24 protein-coding genes and 1 tRNA gene are annotated in these 23,448 nt (G+C 36.2%); 3 read left to right on the top strand and 22 right to left on the bottom strand.

What is annotated here, in order from left to right; all coding sequences use genetic code 11:
* Nucleotides 1-102 precede the first annotated feature (102 nt).
* From ACQKM9_RS05920 to ACQKM9_RS05940, 5 genes are all read right to left on the bottom strand, one after another.
* The gene (locus tag ACQKM9_RS05920; protein WP_427733660.1) at nucleotides 103-2,118 is read right to left on the bottom strand and encodes a catalase; all 2,016 of its coding nucleotides are present in this window, start codon (nucleotides 2,116-2,118) and stop codon (nucleotides 103-105) included.
* A 147-nt stretch (nucleotides 2,119-2,265) separates the two neighbouring features.
* Nucleotides 2,266-3,729, bottom strand: a complete 1,464-nt coding sequence (gene dacB, locus ACQKM9_RS05925) for a D-alanyl-D-alanine carboxypeptidase/D-alanyl-D-alanine endopeptidase (protein WP_427733476.1) — start codon at nucleotides 3,727-3,729, stop codon at nucleotides 2,266-2,268.
* Between the two features lie 257 nt (nucleotides 3,730-3,986).
* Nucleotides 3,987-4,157 (bottom strand): hypothetical protein, encoded by a 171-nt coding sequence (locus tag ACQKM9_RS05930; RefSeq protein ID WP_427733477.1) that lies wholly within the window; start codon nucleotides 4,155-4,157, stop codon nucleotides 3,987-3,989.
* A gap of 72 nt (nucleotides 4,158-4,229) precedes the next feature.
* On the bottom strand, nucleotides 4,230-4,919 hold the full coding sequence (locus ACQKM9_RS05935; protein ID WP_427733478.1) for an N-acetylmuramoyl-L-alanine amidase: 690 nt from the start codon (nucleotides 4,917-4,919) through the stop codon (nucleotides 4,230-4,232).
* 904 nt (nucleotides 4,920-5,823) lie between these two features.
* Nucleotides 5,824-6,447, bottom strand: coding sequence for a hypothetical protein (locus tag ACQKM9_RS05940; RefSeq protein ID WP_427733479.1), 624 nt, complete (start codon nucleotides 6,445-6,447; stop codon nucleotides 5,824-5,826).
* Between the two features lie 279 nt (nucleotides 6,448-6,726).
* Here ACQKM9_RS05940 and ACQKM9_RS05945 point away from each other — a divergent pair, with 279 nt between their 5' ends.
* On the top strand, nucleotides 6,727-7,086 hold the full coding sequence (locus tag ACQKM9_RS05945; RefSeq protein ID WP_427733480.1) for a helix-turn-helix domain-containing protein: 360 nt from the start codon (nucleotides 6,727-6,729) through the stop codon (nucleotides 7,084-7,086).
* Between the two features lie 9 nt (nucleotides 7,087-7,095).
* On the top strand, nucleotides 7,096-7,551 hold the full coding sequence (locus tag ACQKM9_RS05950; protein WP_427733481.1) for an ImmA/IrrE family metallo-endopeptidase: 456 nt from the start codon (nucleotides 7,096-7,098) through the stop codon (nucleotides 7,549-7,551).
* 147 nt (nucleotides 7,552-7,698) lie between these two features.
* On the opposite strand, the gene pepF is transcribed toward ACQKM9_RS05950, so the two are convergent.
* The 16 genes from pepF to ACQKM9_RS06030 all read right to left on the bottom strand — a co-directional run bounded on the left by pepF (nucleotide 7,699) and on the right by ACQKM9_RS06030 (nucleotide 21,459).
* Nucleotides 7,699-9,498: an oligoendopeptidase F gene (gene pepF, locus ACQKM9_RS05955; protein WP_427733482.1), complete on the bottom strand. Its 1,800-nt coding sequence runs from the start codon at nucleotides 9,496-9,498 to the stop codon at nucleotides 7,699-7,701.
* A gap of 188 nt (nucleotides 9,499-9,686) precedes the next feature.
* Nucleotides 9,687-10,880 (bottom strand): NupC/NupG family nucleoside CNT transporter, encoded by a 1,194-nt coding sequence (locus tag ACQKM9_RS05960; protein ID WP_427733483.1) that lies wholly within the window; start codon nucleotides 10,878-10,880, stop codon nucleotides 9,687-9,689.
* An 854-nt stretch (nucleotides 10,881-11,734) separates the two neighbouring features.
* Nucleotides 11,735-11,938, bottom strand: a complete 204-nt coding sequence (locus ACQKM9_RS05965) for a cold-shock protein (protein ID WP_427733484.1) — start codon at nucleotides 11,936-11,938, stop codon at nucleotides 11,735-11,737.
* A 578-nt stretch (nucleotides 11,939-12,516) separates the two neighbouring features.
* Nucleotides 12,517-12,894 carry an SET domain-containing protein gene (locus ACQKM9_RS05970; RefSeq protein WP_390009729.1) on the bottom strand — a complete coding sequence of 126 codons (378 nt, stop codon included), beginning with the start codon at nucleotides 12,892-12,894 and terminating at the stop codon, nucleotides 12,517-12,519.
* Nucleotides 12,895-13,292: 398 nt separating this feature from the next.
* Nucleotides 13,293-13,562 (bottom strand): hypothetical protein, encoded by a 270-nt coding sequence (locus ACQKM9_RS05975; protein WP_427733485.1) that lies wholly within the window; start codon nucleotides 13,560-13,562, stop codon nucleotides 13,293-13,295.
* Between the two features lie 331 nt (nucleotides 13,563-13,893).
* Nucleotides 13,894-13,967: transfer RNA gene (locus ACQKM9_RS05980), tRNA-Arg, on the bottom strand.
* 71 nt (nucleotides 13,968-14,038) lie between these two features.
* Nucleotides 14,039-14,551, bottom strand: a complete 513-nt coding sequence (locus ACQKM9_RS05985) for a metallophosphoesterase (protein ID WP_427733486.1) — start codon at nucleotides 14,549-14,551, stop codon at nucleotides 14,039-14,041.
* A gap of 3 nt (nucleotides 14,552-14,554) precedes the next feature.
* Nucleotides 14,555-15,157 (bottom strand): XTP/dITP diphosphatase, encoded by a 603-nt coding sequence (locus ACQKM9_RS05990; protein ID WP_427733487.1) that lies wholly within the window; start codon nucleotides 15,155-15,157, stop codon nucleotides 14,555-14,557.
* Nucleotides 15,154-15,915 (bottom strand): ribonuclease PH, encoded by a 762-nt coding sequence (gene rph, locus ACQKM9_RS05995; RefSeq protein WP_427733488.1) that lies wholly within the window; start codon nucleotides 15,913-15,915, stop codon nucleotides 15,154-15,156. The genes ACQKM9_RS05990 and rph overlap by 4 nt, the downstream gene beginning before the upstream one ends.
* 88 nt (nucleotides 15,916-16,003) lie before the next feature.
* Nucleotides 16,004-16,804, bottom strand: a complete 801-nt coding sequence (gene racE, locus ACQKM9_RS06000) for a glutamate racemase (RefSeq protein WP_427733489.1) — start codon at nucleotides 16,802-16,804, stop codon at nucleotides 16,004-16,006.
* A 10-nt stretch (nucleotides 16,805-16,814) separates the two neighbouring features.
* Complete coding sequence (locus tag ACQKM9_RS06005; protein WP_427733490.1) at nucleotides 16,815-17,273, bottom strand: MarR family winged helix-turn-helix transcriptional regulator; 459 nt, start codon at nucleotides 17,271-17,273, stop codon at nucleotides 16,815-16,817.
* Between the two features lie 75 nt (nucleotides 17,274-17,348).
* Nucleotides 17,349-17,570, bottom strand: a complete 222-nt coding sequence (locus ACQKM9_RS06010; protein ID WP_038187611.1) for a helix-turn-helix domain-containing protein — start codon at nucleotides 17,568-17,570, stop codon at nucleotides 17,349-17,351.
* Between the two features lie 75 nt (nucleotides 17,571-17,645).
* Nucleotides 17,646-18,089 (bottom strand): acyl-CoA thioesterase, encoded by a 444-nt coding sequence (locus tag ACQKM9_RS06015; protein WP_427733491.1) that lies wholly within the window; start codon nucleotides 18,087-18,089, stop codon nucleotides 17,646-17,648.
* Between the two features lie 162 nt (nucleotides 18,090-18,251).
* The gene (sdhB, locus tag ACQKM9_RS06020) at nucleotides 18,252-19,028 is read right to left on the bottom strand and encodes a succinate dehydrogenase iron-sulfur subunit (protein ID WP_038187616.1); all 777 of its coding nucleotides are present in this window, start codon (nucleotides 19,026-19,028) and stop codon (nucleotides 18,252-18,254) included.
* A gap of 2 nt (nucleotides 19,029-19,030) precedes the next feature.
* Nucleotides 19,031-20,788, bottom strand: coding sequence for a succinate dehydrogenase flavoprotein subunit (gene sdhA / locus ACQKM9_RS06025; RefSeq protein WP_427733492.1), 1,758 nt, complete (start codon nucleotides 20,786-20,788; stop codon nucleotides 19,031-19,033).
* A gap of 62 nt (nucleotides 20,789-20,850) precedes the next feature.
* Nucleotides 20,851-21,459 carry a succinate dehydrogenase cytochrome b558 subunit gene (locus ACQKM9_RS06030; protein ID WP_427733493.1) on the bottom strand — a complete coding sequence of 203 codons (609 nt, stop codon included), beginning with the start codon at nucleotides 21,457-21,459 and terminating at the stop codon, nucleotides 20,851-20,853.
* A 272-nt stretch (nucleotides 21,460-21,731) separates the two neighbouring features.
* Here ACQKM9_RS06030 and ACQKM9_RS06035 point away from each other — a divergent pair, with 272 nt between their 5' ends.
* On the top strand, nucleotides 21,732-22,145 hold the full coding sequence (locus ACQKM9_RS06035; RefSeq protein ID WP_427733494.1) for a YslB family protein: 414 nt from the start codon (nucleotides 21,732-21,734) through the stop codon (nucleotides 22,143-22,145).
* 60 nt (nucleotides 22,146-22,205) lie between these two features.
* Here ACQKM9_RS06035 and ACQKM9_RS06040 read toward each other — a convergent pair whose 3' ends face one another.
* Nucleotides 22,206-23,438, bottom strand: a complete 1,233-nt coding sequence (locus tag ACQKM9_RS06040; protein WP_427733495.1) for an aspartate kinase — start codon at nucleotides 23,436-23,438, stop codon at nucleotides 22,206-22,208.
* Between the last annotated feature and the right edge of the window lie 10 nt (nucleotides 23,439-23,448).

Genomic DNA, 23,448 nt, shown 5'->3' on the forward strand with positions numbered 1-23,448 from the left:
TCATCGTATTTTATGCAAATAACAAAAATGCGTGACAAATGCCTATACAAAAAAGAAGAACCCTTTTAATTAAGGGTTCCCTGGAATTCTTTCCTATTCATCTCATACACGTTGCCAGAAACGTTGAATGGTCATCGCTTCTATAAATTCCTTCGAAAAAGTTTGCGGATTTTGATCTACTAATACACCTGGCTTTCCTAAAATTCCAATCGACTCTAAAATTGGCGCAGAAGCTTCAGAAGCGCCAATTGGTTTGAAATGATTATACGTATCTATTAAAAAGGAATTTGTTTTCCATAGGAAATTTTCATTTGCATTTGGGCTTACACCTACATAAAGCCCGTCATAAAGTAAAGGTGAACCCGTTAGAAAACTTTGGTCTACTTTTAATTCTATACCGTCAGTACCTTTCACTACACCTAATTCATCATGAATAATGACAGGTTGAAGTCCGACTTTTTTCCACTGTTCTAATAAATAATTAGTCTCCCTACCCTTAAAACCACTTTCTAAAATAACGCCTACTTTTAACGTTTTTGGTGAAAGTTTAGTATTAAAAAGACTTAAAGCACGAGATGACTTTTTCACCTGTGATTCCGGCACTTTCGGAACCTCTACACCTAATGCAGTAGCAACAACTGTGGCTAACTCTGTACTAATATGCCCTAGCATATTCACAACTTGTTGTCTTACAGAAACACTTTGCACCTTTCCTAATTCAAAGCTAAAAGCTTGCATAATATGGTCTTTTTCTACTGGAGACATGCTATTCCAAAACAAGCGCGCTTGCGAAAAGTGATCTTCAAAACTTTCTGCTGTTTCTCTCACTTTTCTTCCATCTACCAAAGAAGGATATGTGACAAATCCCCCTTTTGAACCTGGCACTGTGTATGGTGTATTATCTGCTAATGAGTTTTTATGGTAAGCAATTCGATCTTTGTCGATGATGTAACGAGAAGCACCATCGCGTTGATTATTATGAAAAGGACAAACAGGGCGATTAATCGGCAATTCTTGATGATTCGTACCTACGCGATACAACTGTGTATCCGAATAGGAAAATAGTCGACCTTGAAGAAGTGGATCATTAGTAAAATCAATACCTCGAACAATATTTCCAGGATGCAACGCGACTTGCTCAGTTTCAGCAAATACATTATCAACATTACGATTCAAGGTAATTTTCCCAATCATTCTAACTGGTATATCTTCTTCTGGCCATAATTTAGTCGAGTCTAGAATATCAAAGTCAAATTTAAATTCATCTGCCTCTTCCAGCACTTGAATACCAAGTTCATATTCCGCAAAATTACCATGTTCTATATTTTCCCATAGATCCCTTCTGTGATAATCTGCATCTGCCCCACCTAACTTCTGTGCCTCATCCCAAATAAGCGACCGTAAACCTAGTACTGGCTTTATGTGAAATTTCACAAAACGAGATTTACCATGTTTATTGACGAATCGGAATGCGTGCACGCCAAAGCCTTGCATCATTCGGAAACTTCTTGGAATGGTTCTATCACTCATAATCCACATTGCCATATGAGCAGACTCCTGATTATTTGCTATGAAATCCCAGAATGTATCATGCGCTGTTTGTCCTTGAGGAATTTCATTATTAGGCTCTGGTTTAACTGCGTGTATTAAATCAGGGAACTTAATACTATCTTGGATGAAAAACACAGGAATGTTGTTGCCTACTAAATCAAAATTACCTTCTTCTGTATAAAATTTCGTTGCAAAACCACGTACATCTCGATTCGTTTCATTTACTCCTCTAGAACCTGCTACTTGTGAAAAACGTATAAATAATGGTGTTTTGACAGCAGGATCATTAAGGAACTTAGCCATTGTTAAATCTTCAAGTGACTCATACAATTCAAATTCACCATATGCTCCGTATCCACGTGCATGAACAACTCTTTCAGGAATACGCTCTCGATCAAAATGCGCCATCTTTTCACGGAAAAGGAAATCTTCAATTAGTGTAGGTCCACGGTCCCCCGCTTTTAATGAGTCTTCATCATTGGAGACTTTCACGCCTTCATTTGACGTCATGATTTTCCCTTTGTTTTCACGGATAAACTGTTGGAGTTGCTGTTCTTTCTTATCCATCTTATCGTTATTATTTTTCAAAAAACCACCTCATCTATACTCTATGCAGGTGTTTTTTTCATTAGTAGTAAAACTAAAGAAAAATAAAATACATACGAAAGCACCTTCTAAAGAATTAAAAAATACATTAGAAGGTGCTAAATTTTATTATAATTCTTTCGCCATAGTAGTTACTATTTTATCAATGACCGGAATGGTATCTTCCTTATTTTGTACAAGAACACTAAAAATGTACCACTCACCACTATCTGCTTGCACATATCCACTTAAAGTATTGACCCCATTTAGAGAACCTGTTTTGGCAATAACCTTACCTGCCGTTAATGGGTCTTTTAAACGATTACGCAACGAACCTCCTACCATTCGTTCAGCATTTGCCGCTACAGGTAAACTAGTATAATACGTTTGGTACCAGCTTTTCTCTTTTTGAACTTTGTAAAGCATATCAGTTAATGCATTGCTAGATACACTATTCTTATGTGACATGCCTGAACCATCTTCAAAGTCCCATGCTTTCATATCAAGTTTTAATGATTTGCCGTACGATTTTACAAATTTCAAACCAGCTTTCGTGCTTCCTTCATGCTTTTCAACTTGCCCTATTGTTTTCACTAAAATATCGGCAATCCCATTATTACTAAGTTTCATATATGGAATCATAATCTCTTTTAATGGCATTGATCTTTTTTCTGCTAGCAAAGTAGTCTTTTTAGGCGTCTTCATTACTTTAAGCGTATTACCATTTATAAATTGGATTCCGGCTTCTTCTAAAACTGATTGAAACAAAGATAATGTGTGTATGGTCGGATTTTTCACTGTAATCCACTCTCGCCCCGTTTTACCTATTGGCAAATTTCCACTAATGACAATTTGATTGGATTTGTATAATCTCGTAATATCCAATGTGTTCTCATCAGTTTCTTTGACCGTCATTGCTTTGTTAATAATTTCCATTTCACCAATATAAGGTGAGATTTTAACAGTAGGTGGTGTATCCATGGACTCTGTCGACACATCCACGATAACAGTTCCCGTATCATAGTCAGTATTAGGAGAAGTTGTTAATGCTGTAATCGGAGCTGCGTAATAATACGGTTCATCATCCCATACAATACCCGGCGTTAGTAAATCACTATCAAACCACGTATCATCACCAATTAAATGTCCATCCACAGTATGAACACCTTTAGCTTTCAACTTCCCTGCAAACTGTTCCAAATCTTCTTTCATTAAAGTCGGGTCCCCTTCACCCCTTATGTACAGATCCCCCTTTAAAAAACCATTTGTGATCTTACCGTTCGTAAACAATTGTGTTTTAAACTGATAATTATTTCCTAGTACATCTAAAGCGGCTGCTGAAGTCAACAATTTCATATTTGATGCTGGTTTGATAGCTTGACCACCTTTGTATGAATAGATCAAACGCCCAGAATTCTTTTGCCGCACAGAAATACTCACTTCTGCTCCGTCAAGCTGTTCCTTTACAATCTTTTCAATATCTTCTCTTAATAGATTTAAATCCTGAGTACCAGCATCAATCGTCTGGCCAAATAATAAAAAACTAACCATGAGCATGAATACTTTCACAATTAAAGAAAGCCTACTTTGCATACTCCCCCCCCTTTTTCTACTATGTTAAAGTTTTGTGAATTTCGTATTGGTCCAATAGTATATGCTGTATTTTCTCTGTCAATTCTCACTTTTCTTCATGGTTCAAGTAGTTCACTTCAGTTTTGAATTGCGTGCATTCATTTTCAATCAAATCTCTCTATCAAAGAACGTCAGTAAATTACTGTCAATGCTATGCATTCATATGAAATAATATATTTCCCATAAAAAATGACTAAAAATCCCCTAGCCCTCCAACTTCATAACAGACGTGTATCTCGATTTTCTTGTAGTATCGTATTTTCTAGTTTCAGATAAGATTGCTCCACTGCACGCAAACGTTTTTCTTTGTCTAAGTCATTCACTTCTAACTGTTCTATACGCCCCTCATGATTATCTAAAAGATGATCGCCCTCTACGATTTTCTCCAATGTTTAGTCTCCACCTTTCCTGAGTAGGTAAAAAGCACACCCTATCGGATGCGCTTTTTTGATATTTTTTTGCTATTTCACTCTTAATACTTGTCCTAAATAAATCGTATAGTTGCTATCAAGATTATTCCACGTTTTGATTTGAGCTACTGTGCTACCATATTTTACACTCAATGAATAAACCGTATCACCTGAAACAACCGTATGATAAGTCGCCGAGTCCTTCTGCGGTAGATTAAAGCATTTAACTAAACCATTCACATGCCCACGAGCTACATTTGCAATCCACGTATCATTTTTCATCTTTGTAGCATCACTTACAGTATCGATAAATCCGTTCTCTGTTAATAGTGCAGGCATATTCGATTCGCGTAAAACATGTAAATCGGATTGTTTTTTGCCACGGTCTGTTAACTGATTCACTTGCATAATTTCTAAGTGAATATTATTTTGATACGTTGTAGAGGGTGCCCCAACCCCTGGATACACATAACTTTCAAAACCAGTTCCACCACCAGCGTTAATATGGACTGAAAGGAAAAAATCAGCTCCCCATGCATTTGCCGCATTTGTACGATCCGTTAGACTTGGAAACGTGTCACCTGTGCGAGACATTAAAATCGACACATTATTATATTCCGCTGCAAGAATGTCTTTAATCTTTGTCCCAATTTTCAGCGTAATATCCTTTTCCTGAATTCCGTTTCCTGTAGCCCCTGAATCGCTCCCACCATGTCCTGGATCAATAAAGATTTTCACCATACTAACATCCCCTTTGTTCGTTATTAGTAAGTACTTACAACTCAATAATATACGAACAAGCGTTCTAAATCAAATACTTATTTTAAATTTTGTTATAATTGGTTAATAATACCTAAATATCTATTATTCTTTACACGGTTTATTACCTACCATTATTTCTTAATTTATAGTTCCTCATTTTCTTAAACCATCCATGGACAAATTTTATGACTTGTTAAAAAAACAAAATAGCCAAGGGGAGGCATGACAATGAAAGCAATTAATCCTAATCGCAAACAAGACTTGGTGAGGCAATATTAATTATTGCGGCATTAACAGAGTTGCAAGAATTAGAAGAAGAACAAAGATTAAGTAACAAACAGTCACATTTGCTTAAAGAACAATCAAGACAGTTAGAACAGATGAAAAGGAAATCAATCTTTTAACATATCAAATGTCAAAAATGGACCTTAGAAAAAGGTGAAACAATTAATTCATTCTACATTCCTGACATTCTGAATCCTTTTTCTATAGAGCTAAGGGTCTTGCTAGTAGAAATCCAATAGATCCTTCCTCAATAATTCTTGAAAGTTGCTTGGCTCAAATTAAAATCATTACAAGTTCTTTCTCACACATTTTGCACTTCCAGATAATAGGCATAATTAAATTCTCTTTCATCAAGACAAGCCTATCTGCTCTTGTCTCCCATTTGATATGTATAACCATCCTTAAAATTATAAATAAAAAAGAGAAGAATAATTTCTTCTCCTTTTACTCCACGTAGAAAAACTTCTCACAAATAGTAACCATTGATTTTTTCGTTTTCATTTAGAAGTTCGTTCATCTGTTTAATTGCATATCTATTTAACTTAAAATTATTGAACACAAATACTAAAATTTTACCTTTCTGATTTAAAAAAATCACTTAGGTCTGTTTTTCTTGCAAGCAAAAAAATTCGACCCCATTCATCAAAGCGCTTAATTTCGTATATTGTCCATCGTAATTTTCATGTGTGTAGCTCGTAAAAATAGACAGAAAAGCATCTTCTGTTATTTGTATACTTACAGTTTCAAATCCAAAGTAATAATTGATTATTTGTTGTTGATGGGTTACCCTATCCACTTGAAGTTGTTGTACTCTTTTTGCAATCGTCTTCAGGTTATTTATGGTTAACGATTCTTGTTCACTATGCGCAGTTTCAGAAGCATTGTATGGAGCCCTGTCATAAACACCACATACTTCAAATACATCTGGAACCGGGTCTATCTCCCAACCAAGGACATCTCTTTCATAGCCATCCTCATCAAAATACACGCCCCCATCTTCGTATCCACCTTGCTTGAACACTTTATACAATTTCCCGTTGATCGTATGTTCTTTCAATTCATATGAGCGGTATAGGTTATGGAAACGAACATAGTCGCCAACTTTAGCTTTGCGAGATACTTTGCATAATAGCTTCCCTTTGTGATGAATTATTTCATCCTCTTTTTCATGCATCTCTTTTTGTATAATATCCATATTTGCTAAACGATTAAATTGCTTCATACTACTACCTCCCAAATGTATTTTGTTATAAGTGTTTTGAAAAGTTGCTGATGACAAAATGCATAGCTTCATCTATTATTCCAATTAGGTTTGGTTAGTATGCTTCCACCATTTCATTATTTCTATTAGTTGTATATTATCCGAATATTTCCGGATTGTAAAACGATTAAATGCAATTTTTTCGTAATATTTCCGATTATTCCCGGATTTTTAATTGCACATAATGAAATAATCGATTATGATTAATTTAACTATTTTAGGTGATTGGAGGAAATAAGCATGATAGATAGGGATTTACCTCTCAAAAAGCAGATTGCCAAAAATATTAAAGAGCTACTAAAAAAAAACGATTTGAATCAAATCAAACTTAGTGAGTTAACTGGTATATCAAAAAGTACTCTATCTGATTATTTAAATTGTAAAACGCTCATTAATATTAGCAATGTAGAGAAAATGGCTGTTGCCTTAAATGTTGCAAAATCAAGGATTGATCCTTCATTTGAAACTCAAAAAGAATTATCCATAAAAGAAAAAAAGATTGAAACCATTGCAGCACATATAGATGATGATGTAACAGAGGAAGAAATGAAGGTTATTAAAAACTACATAGACTTTATTAAATCACAACGTAAAAAGTGAGGTGAATTTATGTTATACGAAGCACTTATGTCTCAATATAAGCACTTAACATTTAAAGAATCCTTGTTGATGCCAAAAGGGTTATCTGGACTTTATGTAGACCATCAAATCATTGTGAATAAACGATTAAACCTTTACGAAAAACATTGTGTTTTAGCAGAAGAGATTGGGCATTATGAAACGACTTACGGAGACATTACGAATTTAGAAAGTGTCCACAATCTAAAATTAGAACTTACTGCTAGAAGATGGGGTTATGAGAAGATTGTTTCCTTGGCCAAACTAATTGAATGCTATGTTGCTGATCAAAGAACTGAAGAGGACATTTGCACGTACCTAGAAATAACCCCTCAATACTTATATTGCGCTTTAGATAGGTATCGACAGCGCTATGGCTTATCGACCATTTATAATGGCTATCGTATATTTTTTGATCCTTTGAATATTGAAAGGGATTTTTTTTAGCCACAAAAGGAACGTATGTTTCTTTTTGAAATAACTGAACAAGGATTTTTTTTGATACATCACAAAAAATATCAAAAAAGAAAGAACAGTTACAAGTTAATGTAACTGTTCTCTAATTAAAGACTATCCATTTCATTTATGACACATCTATTTTTGTTGAAACAATCTATCGAACTCTTCTACAAGCTCACTAAATATTTTTAATGCATTTTCAATTGGTTCTGGTTTTGTGAGATCCACGCCTGTTTTCTTCAATAATTCAAGCGGATATTCGGAGCTACCGCTTTTTAGGAAGTTCAAGTAGTTTTCAAGAGTGCCTTCTTCCCCAGATAAGATTCGATCTGCAATATCGATTGCAGATGCATAGCCTGTCGCATATTTGTACACATAGAAAGGACGATAGAAATGAGGAATACGTGACCAGCCGTACTTCACCTCTTCATCAAAAACAAGATCCTCGCCATTGTATTCACGGAAAATCTTTTCATAAACGGTACTAAAAGCTTCAGCATTTAATGGTTCATCATTTTCAGCTTTCTCATGGGTGATTTTTTCGAATTCACCAAACATGACCTGTGTGAAAAACGTACCTTTAAAGCTATCAATAAAATGATTTAAAAGATATTTCTTCTTATTTTCATCGGTAGTTGTTTTTAATAGGTAGCGAATCAACAGAATTTCATTTACAGTTGAAGCAACCTCTGCAACGAAAATGGAGTATCCCGCACTGATTTGTGGCTGATATTTTGAACTATAATAAGAATGCATCGCATGCCCGGATTCATGGGCAAGCGTGAATAAGCTATCTAAATCATCTCGATGATTAAGAAGAACAAATGGATGTACACCGTATAACCCCATATTATAAGCTCCCGAACGTTTTCCAGGTGTTTCCCTTACATCGTAATAGCGATTTTTCTTGAAATCAGCAAGAGTAGATACATAATCTTCACCAAGCGGCTTTAGTGCTTCAATCATGATCGAAAATGCTTCATCATAGGCAATTTCCTCTTTCGCCTCATGGATAAGTGGCACACTTAAATCATAAGCACGCAGCTCATCAACACCTAAGATTTGTTTACGGAGTTTCAGATAGTCATACATCGGCTGAATGTTTGCTTTTGTAGCTGCGATTAGATTCTCATAAACTTCGATCGGTACTTCATCTGAGAACAACGACTTCTCAAGTGCTGATGGATAATTCCTTGTTTTGGCAAGCGTCACATTGTTTTTAATAGCTGATGACAATGTACTGGCAATTGTGTTTTTCATTTGCAAATATGGCTGATAGTACGCTTTATATGCTTCTTTTCGTTTGTCGCGATTTGAGTCTTCCATCAATTTGCTGTACATACCACGGGTAAGCTCAACACTTTGCCCCTCATCGTTTGTAACGGTACCAAACTTGATATCGGCATTATTAATCATACCAAACGTCTTTTGCGGGGAAGAAAGCGCTTCTCCAAGCTGAGATAAAATCGCTTCTTGATCTTTATTCAGTACATGTGCCTTATATCGATAGGACTCTAATAAATCATCTTCGAAATAGCGTAGCCCCTCAATCTCTTGTATGTAGGATTTCAGTTTATCTTCCTCAAGACTTAATAAAAACGGCATGAAAAATGAAGTGGCACTACTTATTTTTTGCCCTAATTGACTAGTGCGATCCACCAAAGCTTGTGATGTTGGTACTCTTGTGTCTAAGTCTAATTGAAGCATTGCATATGCATATAACTTCCTATACTTTGAGCCAAGCATCTCACTTAAAGTTAAATAATCGTAAAGTGACTGCGCATTATTGATGTTCCCATCAAATTGCTTTAGTTTTTCTATATCCTTCAGAACTGATTGAAAATCTTGCTCCCATTCCTCCATATTCGGGTAAATATGTTGGAGATCCCATGTTTCTTCAACCTTCACATCTGCTCTTGATTGATATTGTGTCATTTTCAGTCCTCCTATTTGAGTAGTATCTCCATTATATATAAAACACACCAGATGGTATAACTTGGAGACTTTCATTAATTTTTTAATTCAAAAAAAGTCCAACCAGAAAACTCTGGTTGGACTTTTTAATACGCTCGAACCTGTCATCAAAACAAATGCAAATTCGCAACAGTATTCATCTAAGCTAATTACATAAACAGACCAACTATTGTAGCAGATAGGATAGATGCAAGCGTTGATCCGAAGAGTAATTTCAGACCAAATGATGCAACTTCTGATCCTCGTTTATCATTTAGGGCTTTAACAGCACCTGTAATAATTCCGATTGAACTAAAGTTTGCGAAACTTATTAAGAATACAGATACAATCGCTTCAGTTTTAGCCGATACGTTTGCAGCAATATCTTGGAAACTTAGAATCGCTACGAACTCGTTCGTTACAAGTTTAGTTGCCATAATACCACCTGCTGCAACAGCTTCAGACCAAGGAACACCCATGATGAAAGCGATTGGAGCAAACACATACCCAAGGATTTCTTGGAATGAAATATGGAATATTATATCAAATAGATTATTAATCATTGCCATTAAAGCAATAAATCCAATCAACATAGCGCCAACAATAACCGCTACTTTAAAACCATCCATGATGGCTTCACTAATCATTTGGAAGAAAGATTCTTTTTCTTTATGATCAGCTTCATCGTTGATTACTGTATAATCTTCTTCTGGTTTTAACTCATATGGATTCAATAAATTCGCAACAATCAATGCTGAGAAAATGTTGATAATAATCCCTACAACAACGTATTTAGGTTCTAACATTGTCATGTATGCGCCAATTACGGAAACGCTTACAGCACTCATCGCAGAAGTACACAACGTGTATAAACGTCGTTTAGAAATCTTATTTAACTGCTCTTTTGTAGTTAAGAAAACCTCTGATTGTCCAAACAAAGCAGATGATACAGCTACATAGTTTTCTAACTTACCCATACCATTTAATTTACTCATACCCATACCTACATATTTGATAAAGACTGGGAGTACCTTAATGAAATTTAATATTCCAATAAGGACAGAGATGAAAACAATCGGTAGCAATACGTTTAAGAAAAATACTGCTCCTGGCTCATTTTCCATTCCACCAAATACAAAGTTTACACCTTCAACACCATAGCCCATTAATGTATCAAATAGTTTTGATATAGCACTAATGATACTCAAACCAATAGTTGTGTTAAGAATAAAGTAACTTAGCACTAACTGTGCTATTATCATCATAGCAATTGGACGTATCCGTATGTTTTTACGGTTATAACTGAATATATAACCCAATACAAATACGAACAGCAAACCTGTAACTAAAAAAACAAAGTTCATATTTATCCTCCTACATATTTGAAATTATTTTAGTTGAAATGAGAACTAAATCTAAATGAAATAAATCAATTTAAGTCATTATCTTCGAATTTTCCACTACGAATATTATCAAAATAAATCTGATATGTAAAGTATCTCCTTCAGCATTATAACACTATACTTAGAAAATAAATATTCACTAAATATAAATTTATTTTTTGGAATTTTCGCTTTATGTATACCTAATATTGTAATATTCCATTGATTTCACGTTAGTCAGTACCTATCAAGGTAAAGTTATAATTATTTCAACATAACAATTAATCGTATCATTAATTTTTTTTTACTAGAAATTGGTTGCAAAATACACGATGTAAATAATACCAAAATTTTTCTTCCCCATATTTCCTCTACACAAAAAGTGAATCTTTATATCCTTAAAATCTGTATATTCTCAAAAAATCAAATGTAGATATTGGAATTTTTTTAAATAAACAAAAAAGCATCACATAAAATATGTGATGCTGATATTTCAATTGATTTCATTTTATCAACTATTAAAGCTTCAAACATTTGAATTCAACTGCTTCATAATAAAAACACTCAATTTCTTCATTAGATAGACTTACTGCATATCCAACCTAGTCGCAATAGAATAGGGATATCACACATCCATAAATAACAAAAAAAATAGTAAAATTCAATTTTGCCCCTTATTTTACTAATTAAAAGCAACTATCTCTATTTGATCACAAAAGCTATATCGTTGAAGGGGATATCAATAGCAGTATCTACAGTACAATATGATAAACTTCACACAGAAAAGAGGCATCCTAATGAAAGAATGCCTCTTTTTTATGTTTACATCATTAAAATTAAAGTTTTACGATGTTTGTAGCTTGTGGTCCACGTTGACCATCTTCTACTGAGAATTCAACTTTTTGACCTTCTTCAAGTGATTTGAAACCTTCACCTTGGATAGCTGAGAAGTGAGCGAATACGTCGTTTCCGCCTTCTACTTCGATGAAACCAAAACCTTTTTCTGCGTTAAACCATTTTACTGTACCTTGTTGTGTCATTTAAATGACCTCCATTAATTGTATTAAATAATATCATATTTCTTCAGAAGAAAAAATTCACATATTACAAAAAGTATCAAAAAATACACGATTACTCTTTGTAATATGTGAATTAGTTGTATTCTTGCAATCGATTTTATTACATTTATTATATAATATAAAATCATATTTGTCTAGTGCAAAAGCAATCTTATTAACCATCAATAGTATGTCTTTAGTTAATAAGTTAAATTCTGAAGTTACTCCAGCACCAAGCCCCCCTTGATAACAGTATGTTTTATCTATGTTTCACTGTCATAAACTACTTAATTTTCCAATCAATCAAGAAGAACAACTTTTATCTAAAAACACGCAAATTATAAGAGTTTGTGGGGATATGTACTTAAGTAAAATGGCAGTTAGTTTGAAGATAATCATTAAAGTTAGTTCATTTTGTTCCTAAAACACAATAACCATCTATCAGTTACATTGATAGATGGTTATTAAAGATGTTTTTAAAAATTGGTTTTCTACATTTCTAAAGTATAAAGTTGGTTCATCTCGGAAGTCGCATCGTTAATAATCGTCACTACAACTTTTTATTCCTCATTAAACCACAGTTGATCTTTGTCATCAACGTCGCCATTATAATTGATTAGAATTTCATCTCCCGCTTTTATATCTGTATAAGCAAAGAAATCAAATGTATGATTTTTAAAATTGATCTCATACGTTGCATTAGGTTCATAAGAATGATTAAACAACATTCCATAACCAAGAAGGATAGCAGATTGTCCTATCCCATACTCAAAAGCGTAATCAGCGAGTATAGTTTGCTCAATGTATTGATGCTGTTCGTTTGGATAAGAAATTACAGGTGCCTCATGTAATAGCTCTCCTTTTTGGATATCGCATGTAGCAAATACCCCTCTATTGAATTCTCCATCACTTAATGGAGATGTTTTTACTTCTATCATGTTTTCGCCTACTCACTTTTAAATTATTCTTTCTAACTGTAACATTAATTTGAATATTGAGCTCTTTTTATTTACTTTTATACGACTTTATTATAAATTAAACATCTTTTTCGTCACAGATCGATTGAGAGTATGTATGTTTTAGTGCAACAAGGATTTTCTAGACATTTAAACAAAACCATTTTTAATAAATTTTCAATACTTGGGAATCGCGACCTTTCGTTCTATTGAGACTGGCGCATAGCTCAATGTTGTTACTGGTTCTTCATGTCCGAATAGATTTCAAAAATACTGGTGGGGAACAATGAAAAAGAAGAGGAGAAGGATTACTGTATTATAGGTAATCCCTCACCTCTTTCTTAATTATTTATAGGTAGTAAATATGAACAGATGGCCGATTATTTTTGACTATTAACTATATTTAGGCACCAAGAGAAATTATCCCAAGCAGAGTACCAGCCGTTGAAAAGTTCGGACGAATCATCCCAACGGACATCGAACTTCTTCTGCCCGTCTACATCTACTAAATATAAAGATAGGGTCTCATCAACTTTAGAGACAGCTAACTTCATACCATTTTGAAGTTCTTCTTCACTAAATGAAACGTCTGAAACCGGTCGTAGCTGTGCCTGTTCAAATACTTGTTTGTTACTGATTATGTAATTCATAATAAACCTCCAATAAAACTTTCAATTAATTTTAAGTTCCTACTTTATCTGCAAATCATAGGACTATAAAAGTATACCCTATTTTCATTTAGCAATGAACATATTAAAAAATGTGCTTGGCTCTTTTCAAATGAATCTAACCTAAAGAAGCGTCTAACGACTTCAGTTATAAACTCCTAATTTATTCACATAAATCGGAATATACTCTCGTTAGTATACGTAAAATATTGAGGTAACAAAAAAGGGATTGAGATTCAATGACCGAAGCCCTGACCTAATCCCTAATTTTTATAGACACTGTTATACCAATGTACACAGCGAATATTTATTACGTCCCAGGAGGGATTCGAACCCCCGACCGACGCCTTAGAAGGGCGCTGCTCTATCCAGCTGAGCTACTGAGACAAATGTGCAATCCCGCGTTCCAACGGGAAAGACAATACTTAGTATATATCAGATATTTGAAAGTGTCAACATTATTTTTTTAATATAGAAAAATTCTCTTGTGTAATGATTTCATTTGTTTCTGTTTTGAATGTGACTTGCCACTGTGTACCGTCAAAATCGATGATTGCGTAGCTCTTCTCTTTACGTCCTCTAGGCATGCGAAGGCTTCCTGGGTTAACAAACAGTGTATCATCTATTAACTCTGCCCCTAGCACGTGTGAGTGGCCAAATAACACGAGGTTAGCACCTACTTCTGCCGCACGATATGAAAGTGGTAATAGAGTCAGTTTGACGTTGTATAAATGGCCGTGTGTCATATATATTTTTTGCCCATCTATTTTTTCAATAACGTCTTCAGGAAATTGTTTATCATGATCGCAATTCCCTCTTACTTTGTACATATTACGTAATTCATCAGCATTAAAAGATAGTTCGCTATCGCCGCAATGGAACACGGCATCGATATTCTGAACATTCGAAACGACTTGTTCTATAACGGCAGCGTCATTGTGGGTGTCACTCATTACTAGAATTCTCATCATTTATCACTCCACTTCTGATACCCAAGTTGGCAATTGACCCGCTAATAGGCGAATGGCATTACCTCGGTGGGAAATGGCTCCTTTTTCAGCAGGTGTTAGCTCTGCCATAGCTTTGTTAAGTTGTGGAACAAAGAAGATTGGATCATAACCGAAACCATTTGTACCGCGTTTTTCTGTTAATATCAAGCCTTCGCAAGTACCAAAAACAGTTGTTGTTTCTTGATTTGGTCCCGCAATAGCCAGAGCACAACAAAAACGTGCAGTACGATCTTCTTCTTTTACGCCTTCAAGGTTTTTTAATGCTTTTTGCATATTTGCCTCATCATCATGATCGCCTGCATAACGTGCTGAGTAAACACCTGGTTCACCGTTTAATGCATCTATTTGTAGGCCACTATCATCAGCAATGACAATTTCACCAAGCAAGTTAGCTACTGTTTCTGCTTTTAGAATGGCGTTCTCTGCGAAAGTCGTTCCTGTTTCTTCGATTTCTAAATCAGGTGCTACATCAAATAATGTTACGACTTCAAAGTCTAAAGGACCAAAAATCGCTTCAAAATCCTTCGCTTTTCCTTTATTTTTCGTTGCGATTACGACTTGTTTCATTTTATCGCCTCCATATTACGTTCAATGCGTAGTGCTACTTCACCTAACACTTCTTTTTGAGCATTGATTAATTGTTGAACACCTAATTCGCCTAATGCTAAAAGCTCATTCAATTGTTCACGAGTGAATGTAGATTCTTCACCAGTACCTTGTAGCTCCACAAATTGTCCTTTACCTGTTTGAACAATATTCATATCCACTTCTGCTGCTGAGTCTTCAAGGTAATTTAAATCTAAAATAGCTCCCTCTTCTGCTGCGATACCTACACTTGTTGCTGCTAGGAAGTCTTTTAATGGGTAGTGCGTAATTTTACCCGCGTCTTGAAGTTTCGCCACTGCATCTGCCATTGCTACAAACGCACCTGTAATAGAAGCTGTACGCGTGCCTCCATCTGCTTGAATGACATCGCAGTCGATCCAAATCGTTCTTTCTCCAAGTTTTTCTAAATCTACAACTGCGCGTAAAGCTCGTCCAATTAAACGTTGGATTTCCATTGTACGACCGCCGATTTTACCTGCTGATGCTTCGCGACGAGTTCGTGATTCAGTTGCTCTTGGTAACATTGAATACTCTGCTGTTACCCAACCTTTTCCTTCTCCGCGCATAAATGGTGGTACTTTTTCTTCAATCGTTGCGTTACAAATGACTTTCGTATTCCCCACTGTTATTAAAACAGAACCTTCTGGGTGCATTAAATAGTCCTTGTCCATTTGAATCGGTCTTAGCTCGTCTTTTTCACGTTCATCATTTCTTGTCATGATATACCTCCATTTAAGTTGTTTTTATTCATAGTAAAACCCCGAAATGTCCATCATTTCGGGCTTTTACTAATGATTATTTACGCTATTACTTTTTTAAAGTAATTCTTTTCACTTGTATCTTTTGAAGTGGTAACCATTTGTTCGCAATTAATTGGAACATCGGCACCGAGCCCGTCGTAAAGAAGCGGTGCTCGGGTGCTAATTGTTCCATTCTTGCTAAATGATGATAACTCAGTAGATCTTTGACGTCCTTAGCTGTTTCTTCTGCCGAAGACACAACTTTAACGTGTTCACCTACAGTCTGTTCAATATTCCGCTGAATAAGTGGATAATGTGTACAGCCTAAAATAACCGTATCAAAACTTGTTTGATGTAATGGTTGTAAACTTTCTTTTACTAACTGGTCAGCAAATTCCCCTTCGTACTCGCCACTTTCCACTAAAGGAACAAATGACGGGCAAGCTAGTGATGTTACTCTACTAGATGACGAAAGTGAATAGAGCGCCTCATCATACGCACCACTCTTCACTGTACCCTCTGTACCAAGGACTACAATGTCATGGCTTTTCGTCGCTTTAATCGCCGCTCTAGCACCTGCGTTAATAACACCGATAACCGGGAAAGGACATTTCTTTTGCAAGCTTTCTAAAGCAACTGCAGTTGCGGTGTTGCAAGCAATGACAAGCATTTTAATATTCATTTTCGACAATGCGTCCGCCATTTGCCATGTAAAGGTTCTCACTTGTTCTTGTGAACGTGGTCCATACGGGCATCTTGCTGTATCACCAATATAATATATGGATTCGTTCGGTAGTAATCGTAGCATTTCTTTTACAACGGTTAGTCCACCAACACCTGAATCAATCACTCCGATGGGAGCATTCACGTTAACCGCCTCAATCCTGGTTCATTTCGTTATATAGTTTGTGTAATAATCTTGAAAATTCTAGTACTTCTGTTTCACTAAAATCTGTTACGATGTCGTTTAAGTATTTTTGACGTTTTACAATCACTTCTTCAATTATACGTTCGCCTTCTTCTAATAGATGGATTCGAACAACTCGACGATCCTCATTGTCACGTATACGTTTAACAAGCGCATTTTTTTCCATGCGATCGACTAAATCAGTCGTCGTGCTAAACGCTAAATACATTTTATTTGATAAATCTCCAATTGTCATGTCACCAATCTCATGAAGCCATTGTAACGCAATGAATTGCGGAGGTGTAATTGTATAGTTACTTAATATCTCTCGACCCTTCTGCTTAATTAATGCCGAAATATGTCGAAGCTCTTTTTCCAAAAATGCTACTTGTTCAGCATCATGTGTGGACTTTGGATCTTGATTTGTCATGTGAACCTTCACTCCTCAAAAGGATTACTTATCCCTATATTGTGAAGTGTTTTGACGAAAATGGCAAGAGCACAATCATCCTAAAGACAATTCTCCTAGACGAAGAAGCTCTATCATCGCTTGTGCACGGCCTGACACACCGAGTTTCTGGATAGTATTGGAAATATGATTGCGCACAGTTTTTTCACTGATGTGAAGTTGTGTGGCTATTTCCTTTGTCGAAAAGTCTTTTACAAGTAATTGAAAAATTTCCCGTTCACGCTTTGTTAACAATGAACGATGATGTGAATGACTCATCACACGCGGCCCTCCAATCCCCTCTTCCATGTAGCGTATGTCGGAAGTAGCAAAGCGGTGACGGCTATTCAAATTTTAAACTTGAACACTTTGTAATTGTGATTCATTCCATCTTATAGACTTACCAGTTTGACGGTTCATTTGCACAATGGTTCCGCGTCCTGTAAAGCACATCTCTTCCTTATTATTGATTGCTAAATAATGTAGATCCAATGATGAGTTACCAATATTATCTATTTTAACGAAAATATTCAATTTCTCCTCAAAGTACACTTGCCTCACATAATCACATTGAATATCTGCCACAACAGGAATAGCTTCTTCATCTTCTTGCATCCATTTCCCCATAAAACCAAGATACTTTAAAAATTCGATTCTTGCATATTCAAAATATGTGATTGGTACTGTATTATTCATATGTCCAAACATATCAGTCTCTGAAAACCTTACTTGCACAGGTACTGAAAATGAAAACCCCTTTTTCCATTCTCCCATATTACTAATGTATGATGATTGCATGGTATTTCCCCCTTTGAAAAATGAACAGTTATTCATTTAATTATAACAGAAACTGCCAATAACAAACACGCACAAATATTCTATAAATAACACAAAAACAGCTTCACACAAAAGTGTGAAGCTGTTTTAAAAGTTTCTAATCTGTTACTTTTCAATAATAGATTAGTCAACCATATGGTCAGAACCAAAGAAGTTTTTAAACATTTGTACTGTAGTAGCACGGTTCAAAGATGCGATAGAAGTAGTCAAAGGAATACCTTTTGGACATGCAACTACACAGTTTTGAGAGTTACCACAGTTAGCAAGACCGCCTTCGCCCATGATTGCAGCTAGACGTTCGTCTTTGTTCATTGCACCTGTTGGGTGAGCATTAAATAAACGTACTTGTGAAAGTGGAGCTGGTCCCATGAAATCAGAATGAGTATTCACGTTAGGACATGCTTCAAGACAAACACCACAAGTCATACATTTAGATAATTCATAAGCCCATTCACGTTTGCGTTCTGGCATACGTGGACCTTCACCAAGATCATAAGAACCATCGATTGGAACCCATGCTTTCACTTTTTTAAGTGAATCGAACATGCGGCTACGGTCGATTTGTAGGTCACGAACGACAGGGAAAGTGCTCATTGGTTGTAATTTAATAGGTTGTTCTAGTTGGTCAACTAACGCTGAACATGATTGACGAGGACGACCGTTAATAACCATTGAACATGCTCCACAAACTTCTTCAAGGCAGTTCATGTCCCATGAAACTGGAGATGTATTTTTACCATCAGCAGTTACTGGATTACGTTGAATTTCCATTAATATAGAAATTACGTTCATACCATGACGGTAAGGTACGTTGAATTTTTCCCAATATGGTTGTGAATCCGTTGTATCTTGACGTTCAATCTCTACAGTAATATATTTCGTTTCAACTGCTTGTCCCATGATTATTTATCCCCTTTCTTTGCAGAATAGTCACGTTTACGTGGTGGAATTAACGAAACATCAACTTCTTCGTAGCTTAGTTTAGGCTCAGTAGAAGGTGTGAATTCCGCGATAGTCGTTTTCAAGAAGTTTTCATCATCACGTTCTGGGAAGTCTGGTTTATAGTGTGCTCCACGACTTTCATCACGATTTAACGCACCTAAAGTAATAACACGAGCAAGAGCCATCATGTTTTTCAACTGACGAGTGAATTGTACACCTTGGTTACTCCATTTAGCAGTATCGTTAATGTTGATGTTGTTATAACGTTCTTGTAATTCCATGATTTTATTGTCTGTTGCTCTTAATTTATCATTGTAACGTACAACAGTAGCGTTTGCTGTCATCCATTCACCAAGTTCTTTGTGAAGTAAATAAGCATTTTCGTTACCATCTAATTTCAATGTATCATCCCATTTTTGCTGTTCTTCAGCAACTGCGGAATCGTAGATTGAAGAAGGAAGATCTTCAACATGTTTTTCAAGTCCTTTGATGTAATTAACAGCGTTTGGACCTGCAATACTACCACCATAAATAGCTGATAGTAATGAGTTAGCCCCTAGACGGTTACCACCGTGTTGAGAGTAATCACATTCACCTGCAGCAAATAGACCTGGAATAGTTGTATGTTGATCGTAATCGACCCAAAGACCGCCCATAGAATAATGAACCGCTGGGAAGATCTTCATAGGTACTTTATGTGGATCGTCACCTACGAATTTTTGGTAGATTTCAATAATACCACCAAGCTTAATGTCAAGTTCATGTGGATCTTTGTGAGAAAGATCTAGATAAACAACGTTTTCACCGTTAACACCAAGTTTTTGGTTAATACAAACGTCAAAGATTTCACGTGTTGCAATATCACGTGGCACTAAGTTACCGTATGCAGGATATTTTTCTTCTAAGAAGTACCAAGGTTTACCGTCTTTGTAAGTCCAAATACGGCCACCTTCACCACGTGCAGATTCTGACATTAGACGAAGTTTATCGTCACCTGGAATTGCTGTTGGGTGAATTTGGATGAACTCACCGTTCGCGTATTTAGCACCTTGTTGGTAAACGATAGATGCTGCCGAACCAGTGTTAATCATTGAGTTTGTTGATTTACCGAAGATAATACCAGGACCACCACTTGCCATGATCACTGCGTCAGAACGGAATGCTTTGATTTCGTGAGTTGTAAGGTTTTGTGCTTTAATCCCTTTACATACGCCTTCGTCATCAAGAACTAGTCCTAAGAATTCCCAACCTTCGTATTTTGTTACTAAGCCTTCTACTTCCCATTTACGAACTTGTTCGTCTAGAGCGTATAGAAGTTGTTGTCCTGTTGTCGCACCAGCAAATGCTGTACGGTGCATTAATGTACCACCGAAACGACGGAAATCTAATAAACCTTCTGGTGTACGGTTGAACATTACACCCATACGGTCGAATAAATGGATGATTCCTGGTGCCGCATCAGCCATTGCTTTTACTGGTGGTTGGTTCGCTAAGAAGTCCCCGCCATAAACAGTATCATCAAAGTGGACCCATGGAGAATCCCCTTCACCTTTTGTATTAACAGCACCGTTGATTCCGCCCTGTGCACATACAGAGTGTGAGCGTTTTACTGGTACTAATGAGAATAATTCAACTTCTGTGCCCATTTCGGCTGCTTTCATAGCAGCCATTAGACCAGCAAGACCGCCGCCAACGACTATCAATTTGCTTTTAGCCATGATATTTCTCACTCCTCTTTCAATTAGTAATCAAGCGCTTACATGATTTTAAGTGCACTGTCTTATACGAATGCAAGTAAAGCCGATACGCCGACTACAGATAACACTAAGAAAATTACAATTGTAACATATGTTGCGATTTTTTGAGATTTTGGAGATTGAGTAATTCCCCAGCTTACTAGGAATGCCCAAACACCATTAGCTAAGTGGAAAGTTGCTGAAATAATACCAGCGATATAGAATGCTACCATCCAAGGATTAGATAGAACATCTGCCATCATGTTGTAATCAACTTCAGTTCCAAGTGCTTTTTGGATACGAGTTTGGAAAATATGCCAAGCGATAAACACAACTAGGAATACTCCTGTGAAACGTTGCAATACGTACATCCAGTTACGGAAAGTGCCAAAACGTTTAGTGTTTGGTTGTCCAGTGAAGGCTATGTACACACCATAAAAAGCATGGAACATTAATGGAATGTAAATTATAATCCATTCTAGAGCCCATAAGAATGGGAGTTTCCCCATAAATTCACTTGCTGTGTTAAATGATTCTGCACCTTGTGTTGCTGTAAAGTTAATAAACAAGTGTTGCGTCACGAACAGTCCAACTGGAATAATTCCAAGAAGTGAATGCAGTCGACGCCAATAAAACTCTCGATCTTTCGACAAAACTGTTGCCCCCCTTAATACTGAAAATAGACAGACGAACAACTACCAACGCTTTCCAACGCGGTATCCATTGACTGCATATTTCATCATGGTACAATATTATGACATGTTCATTGTACTCTCATCATCGCAGAGCGTCAAGGTAACTGGCACTATTTCTAGATACCTTTAAATCATGCTTTTTTCTCGTAAATACATAGATATTCTACCAGAAATCGCTATTCTCTAACTCTGACAAAAATTAGACAAAATTAAATGAAAGAAGGCCAATCATGTCATCTACTAATACTCAAAACTTCCCATTATTTGGTTACGAACTAATCAGAGATCACGTTCTCTCGTCTGTTCTCGGAAAAAACGAGGAAGATATCCTATATTGGTGCGGCAAAGAGTTAGCCCGCAAGTTTCCTTTATACAGCATGGAAGAAGCTGTTTCATTTTTCCAAGAAGCCGGATGGGGAGAACTTTCTATAGAAAAACAATCGAAAGATGAAACGTTTTATACTCTCACTGGAGATCCTGAGGCTATGCAATTAGACCAACGCTGCTTCCGTCTTGAAAGTGGCTTCCTAGCAGCTCAGCAAGAGAAAATCAGTGGTTTTTTAACAGAATGCTACGACGAAAAGAAAGCAAAACGTGGGCTTGTACGATTCCATGTTAAATGGGATTTAAAAGACAAACTATAGTAAGAAGCTGACTAAATATCTGTTTAAGATGGCTAGTCAGCTTCTATTTATTTTATATGATTAAATTTGAATTGCTAGACTAGCTGCCAATTCAAATTCATCATGTAATGCATTTGCAGTTAACAACATCGATTCTTGTGGAATGACAACAGAAATTTTAATTTCAGAAGTACTTACCATTTTTAATGTAATGTTTTCTTTATGTAAGCGATCGAACATTTTTGCGGCTACGCCAGGATTAGATACCATACCAGAACCTACAATCGATACTTTAGCTACGTCCTCTTCATAATTCACATGACAATAACCAATTTTAGATTTATTTGCTTCTAATACTCGAGCGGTATCTGCTAAATTTTCTTTCGTAATAGTAAATGATACTGAAGGCTCTACCCCTTCGAGTATAGTTTGAACGATAATATCCACATTTATATGGTTATCAGCTAAAACTGTGAAAATATTGACTAAAGAACCTTTATAATTCCCCTCATAACCTACAGTTACACGAACAATATCTGACATAAACGCTACTCCACGTACAACTAAATCTTTTTCCACTTCAACTTCCTCCTTCATAATTGTTCCTTCATCTTCTACATAACTAGAGCGAACTGCTAATGGGATATTATAGTTTTTTGCAAACTCTACGGCACGTGGATGTAAGACACCTGCTCCTAAATTTGCTAATTCTAACATTTCATCATATGACAGTTCTTGTAGTTTGCGAGCTTTTGGAACATAACGTGGATCTGAAGTGTATACACCATCAACATCTGTATAAATATCACAGCGCTCAGCACCCAATGCTGCGGCTAAAGCAACTGCTGTTGTATCTGATCCTCCGCGACCTAGAGTTGTAATATTGTTATTACTATCGATTCCTTGGAAACCTGCAACTACCGCAACCTGGCCTTTATCCAATGCTTTTTGCACATTTTCAGATTGGATTTCAACAATACGGGAATCACTTGGAATCCCTTCCGTTAAGATACCTGCTTGCCATCCAGTGAAAGACTGCGCTGATAACCCTAAGCTTTGCAATGCAATCGTTAATAAAGAGATAGTCACCTGCTCACCAGTTGTTAAGAGCGTATCCATTTCACGCTTCGATGGATTTGGCATAATTTCATGTGCCATCCCTACTAATTTATCTGTCGTTTTACCCATTGCTGAAACAACAACGACAATGTCATAACCCTTTTCTTTCTCTTTCTGAATGCGCTCTGCCACATGCAATACGCGTTCAATCGTTGCAACTGATGTACCACCAAATTTAAAAACTAAACAACTCACCCATAACCTC

Origin of the sequence: Viridibacillus sp. NPDC093762, from assembly GCF_050279675.1 — a bacterium.
GTDB lineage: Bacteria > Bacillota > Bacilli > Bacillales_A > Planococcaceae > Viridibacillus.

Excerpts from the sequence above, each read along its gene's own strand:
- ACQKM9_RS05920 (WP_427733660.1), bottom strand. The coding sequence starts at position 2,118 with ATGGATAAGAAAGAACAGCAACTCCAACAGTTTATCCGTGAAAACAAA.
- dacB (WP_427733476.1), bottom strand. The coding sequence starts at position 3,729 with ATGCAAAGTAGGCTTTCTTTAATTGTGAAAGTATTCATGCTCATGGTT.
- ACQKM9_RS05935 (WP_427733478.1), bottom strand. The coding sequence starts at position 4,919 with ATGGTGAAAATCTTTATTGATCCAGGACATGGTGGGAGCGATTCAGGG.
- ACQKM9_RS05940 (WP_427733479.1), bottom strand. The coding sequence starts at position 6,447 with ATGAAGCAATTTAATCGTTTAGCAAATATGGATATTATACAAAAAGAG.
- ACQKM9_RS05945 (WP_427733480.1), top strand. The coding sequence starts at position 6,727 with ATGATAGATAGGGATTTACCTCTCAAAAAGCAGATTGCCAAAAATATT.
- ACQKM9_RS05950 (WP_427733481.1), top strand. The coding sequence starts at position 7,096 with ATGTTATACGAAGCACTTATGTCTCAATATAAGCACTTAACATTTAAA.
- pepF (WP_427733482.1), bottom strand. The coding sequence starts at position 9,498 with ATGACACAATATCAATCAAGAGCAGATGTGAAGGTTGAAGAAACATGG.
- ACQKM9_RS05960 (WP_427733483.1), bottom strand. The coding sequence starts at position 10,880 with ATGAACTTTGTTTTTTTAGTTACAGGTTTGCTGTTCGTATTTGTATTG.
- ACQKM9_RS05965 (WP_427733484.1), bottom strand. The coding sequence starts at position 11,938 with ATGACACAACAAGGTACAGTAAAATGGTTTAACGCAGAAAAAGGTTTT.
- ACQKM9_RS05970 (WP_390009729.1), bottom strand. The coding sequence starts at position 12,894 with ATGATAGAAGTAAAAACATCTCCATTAAGTGATGGAGAATTCAATAGA.
- ACQKM9_RS05975 (WP_427733485.1), bottom strand. The coding sequence starts at position 13,562 with ATGAATTACATAATCAGTAACAAACAAGTATTTGAACAGGCACAGCTA.
- ACQKM9_RS05985 (WP_427733486.1), bottom strand. The coding sequence starts at position 14,551 with ATGATGAGAATTCTAGTAATGAGTGACACCCACAATGACGCTGCCGTT.
- ACQKM9_RS05990 (WP_427733487.1), bottom strand. The coding sequence starts at position 15,157 with ATGAAACAAGTCGTAATCGCAACGAAAAATAAAGGAAAAGCGAAGGAT.
- rph (WP_427733488.1), bottom strand. The coding sequence starts at position 15,915 with ATGACAAGAAATGATGAACGTGAAAAAGACGAGCTAAGACCGATTCAA.
- ACQKM9_RS06005 (WP_427733490.1), bottom strand. The coding sequence starts at position 17,273 with ATGACAAATCAAGATCCAAAGTCCACACATGATGCTGAACAAGTAGCA.
- ACQKM9_RS06010 (WP_038187611.1), bottom strand. The coding sequence starts at position 17,570 with ATGAGTCATTCACATCATCGTTCATTGTTAACAAAGCGTGAACGGGAA.
- ACQKM9_RS06015 (WP_427733491.1), bottom strand. The coding sequence starts at position 18,089 with ATGCAATCATCATACATTAGTAATATGGGAGAATGGAAAAAGGGGTTT.
- sdhB (WP_038187616.1), bottom strand. The coding sequence starts at position 19,028 with ATGGGACAAGCAGTTGAAACGAAATATATTACTGTAGAGATTGAACGT.
- sdhA (WP_427733492.1), bottom strand. The coding sequence starts at position 20,788 with ATGGCTAAAAGCAAATTGATAGTCGTTGGCGGCGGTCTTGCTGGTCTA.
- ACQKM9_RS06035 (WP_427733494.1), top strand. The coding sequence starts at position 21,732 with ATGTCATCTACTAATACTCAAAACTTCCCATTATTTGGTTACGAACTA.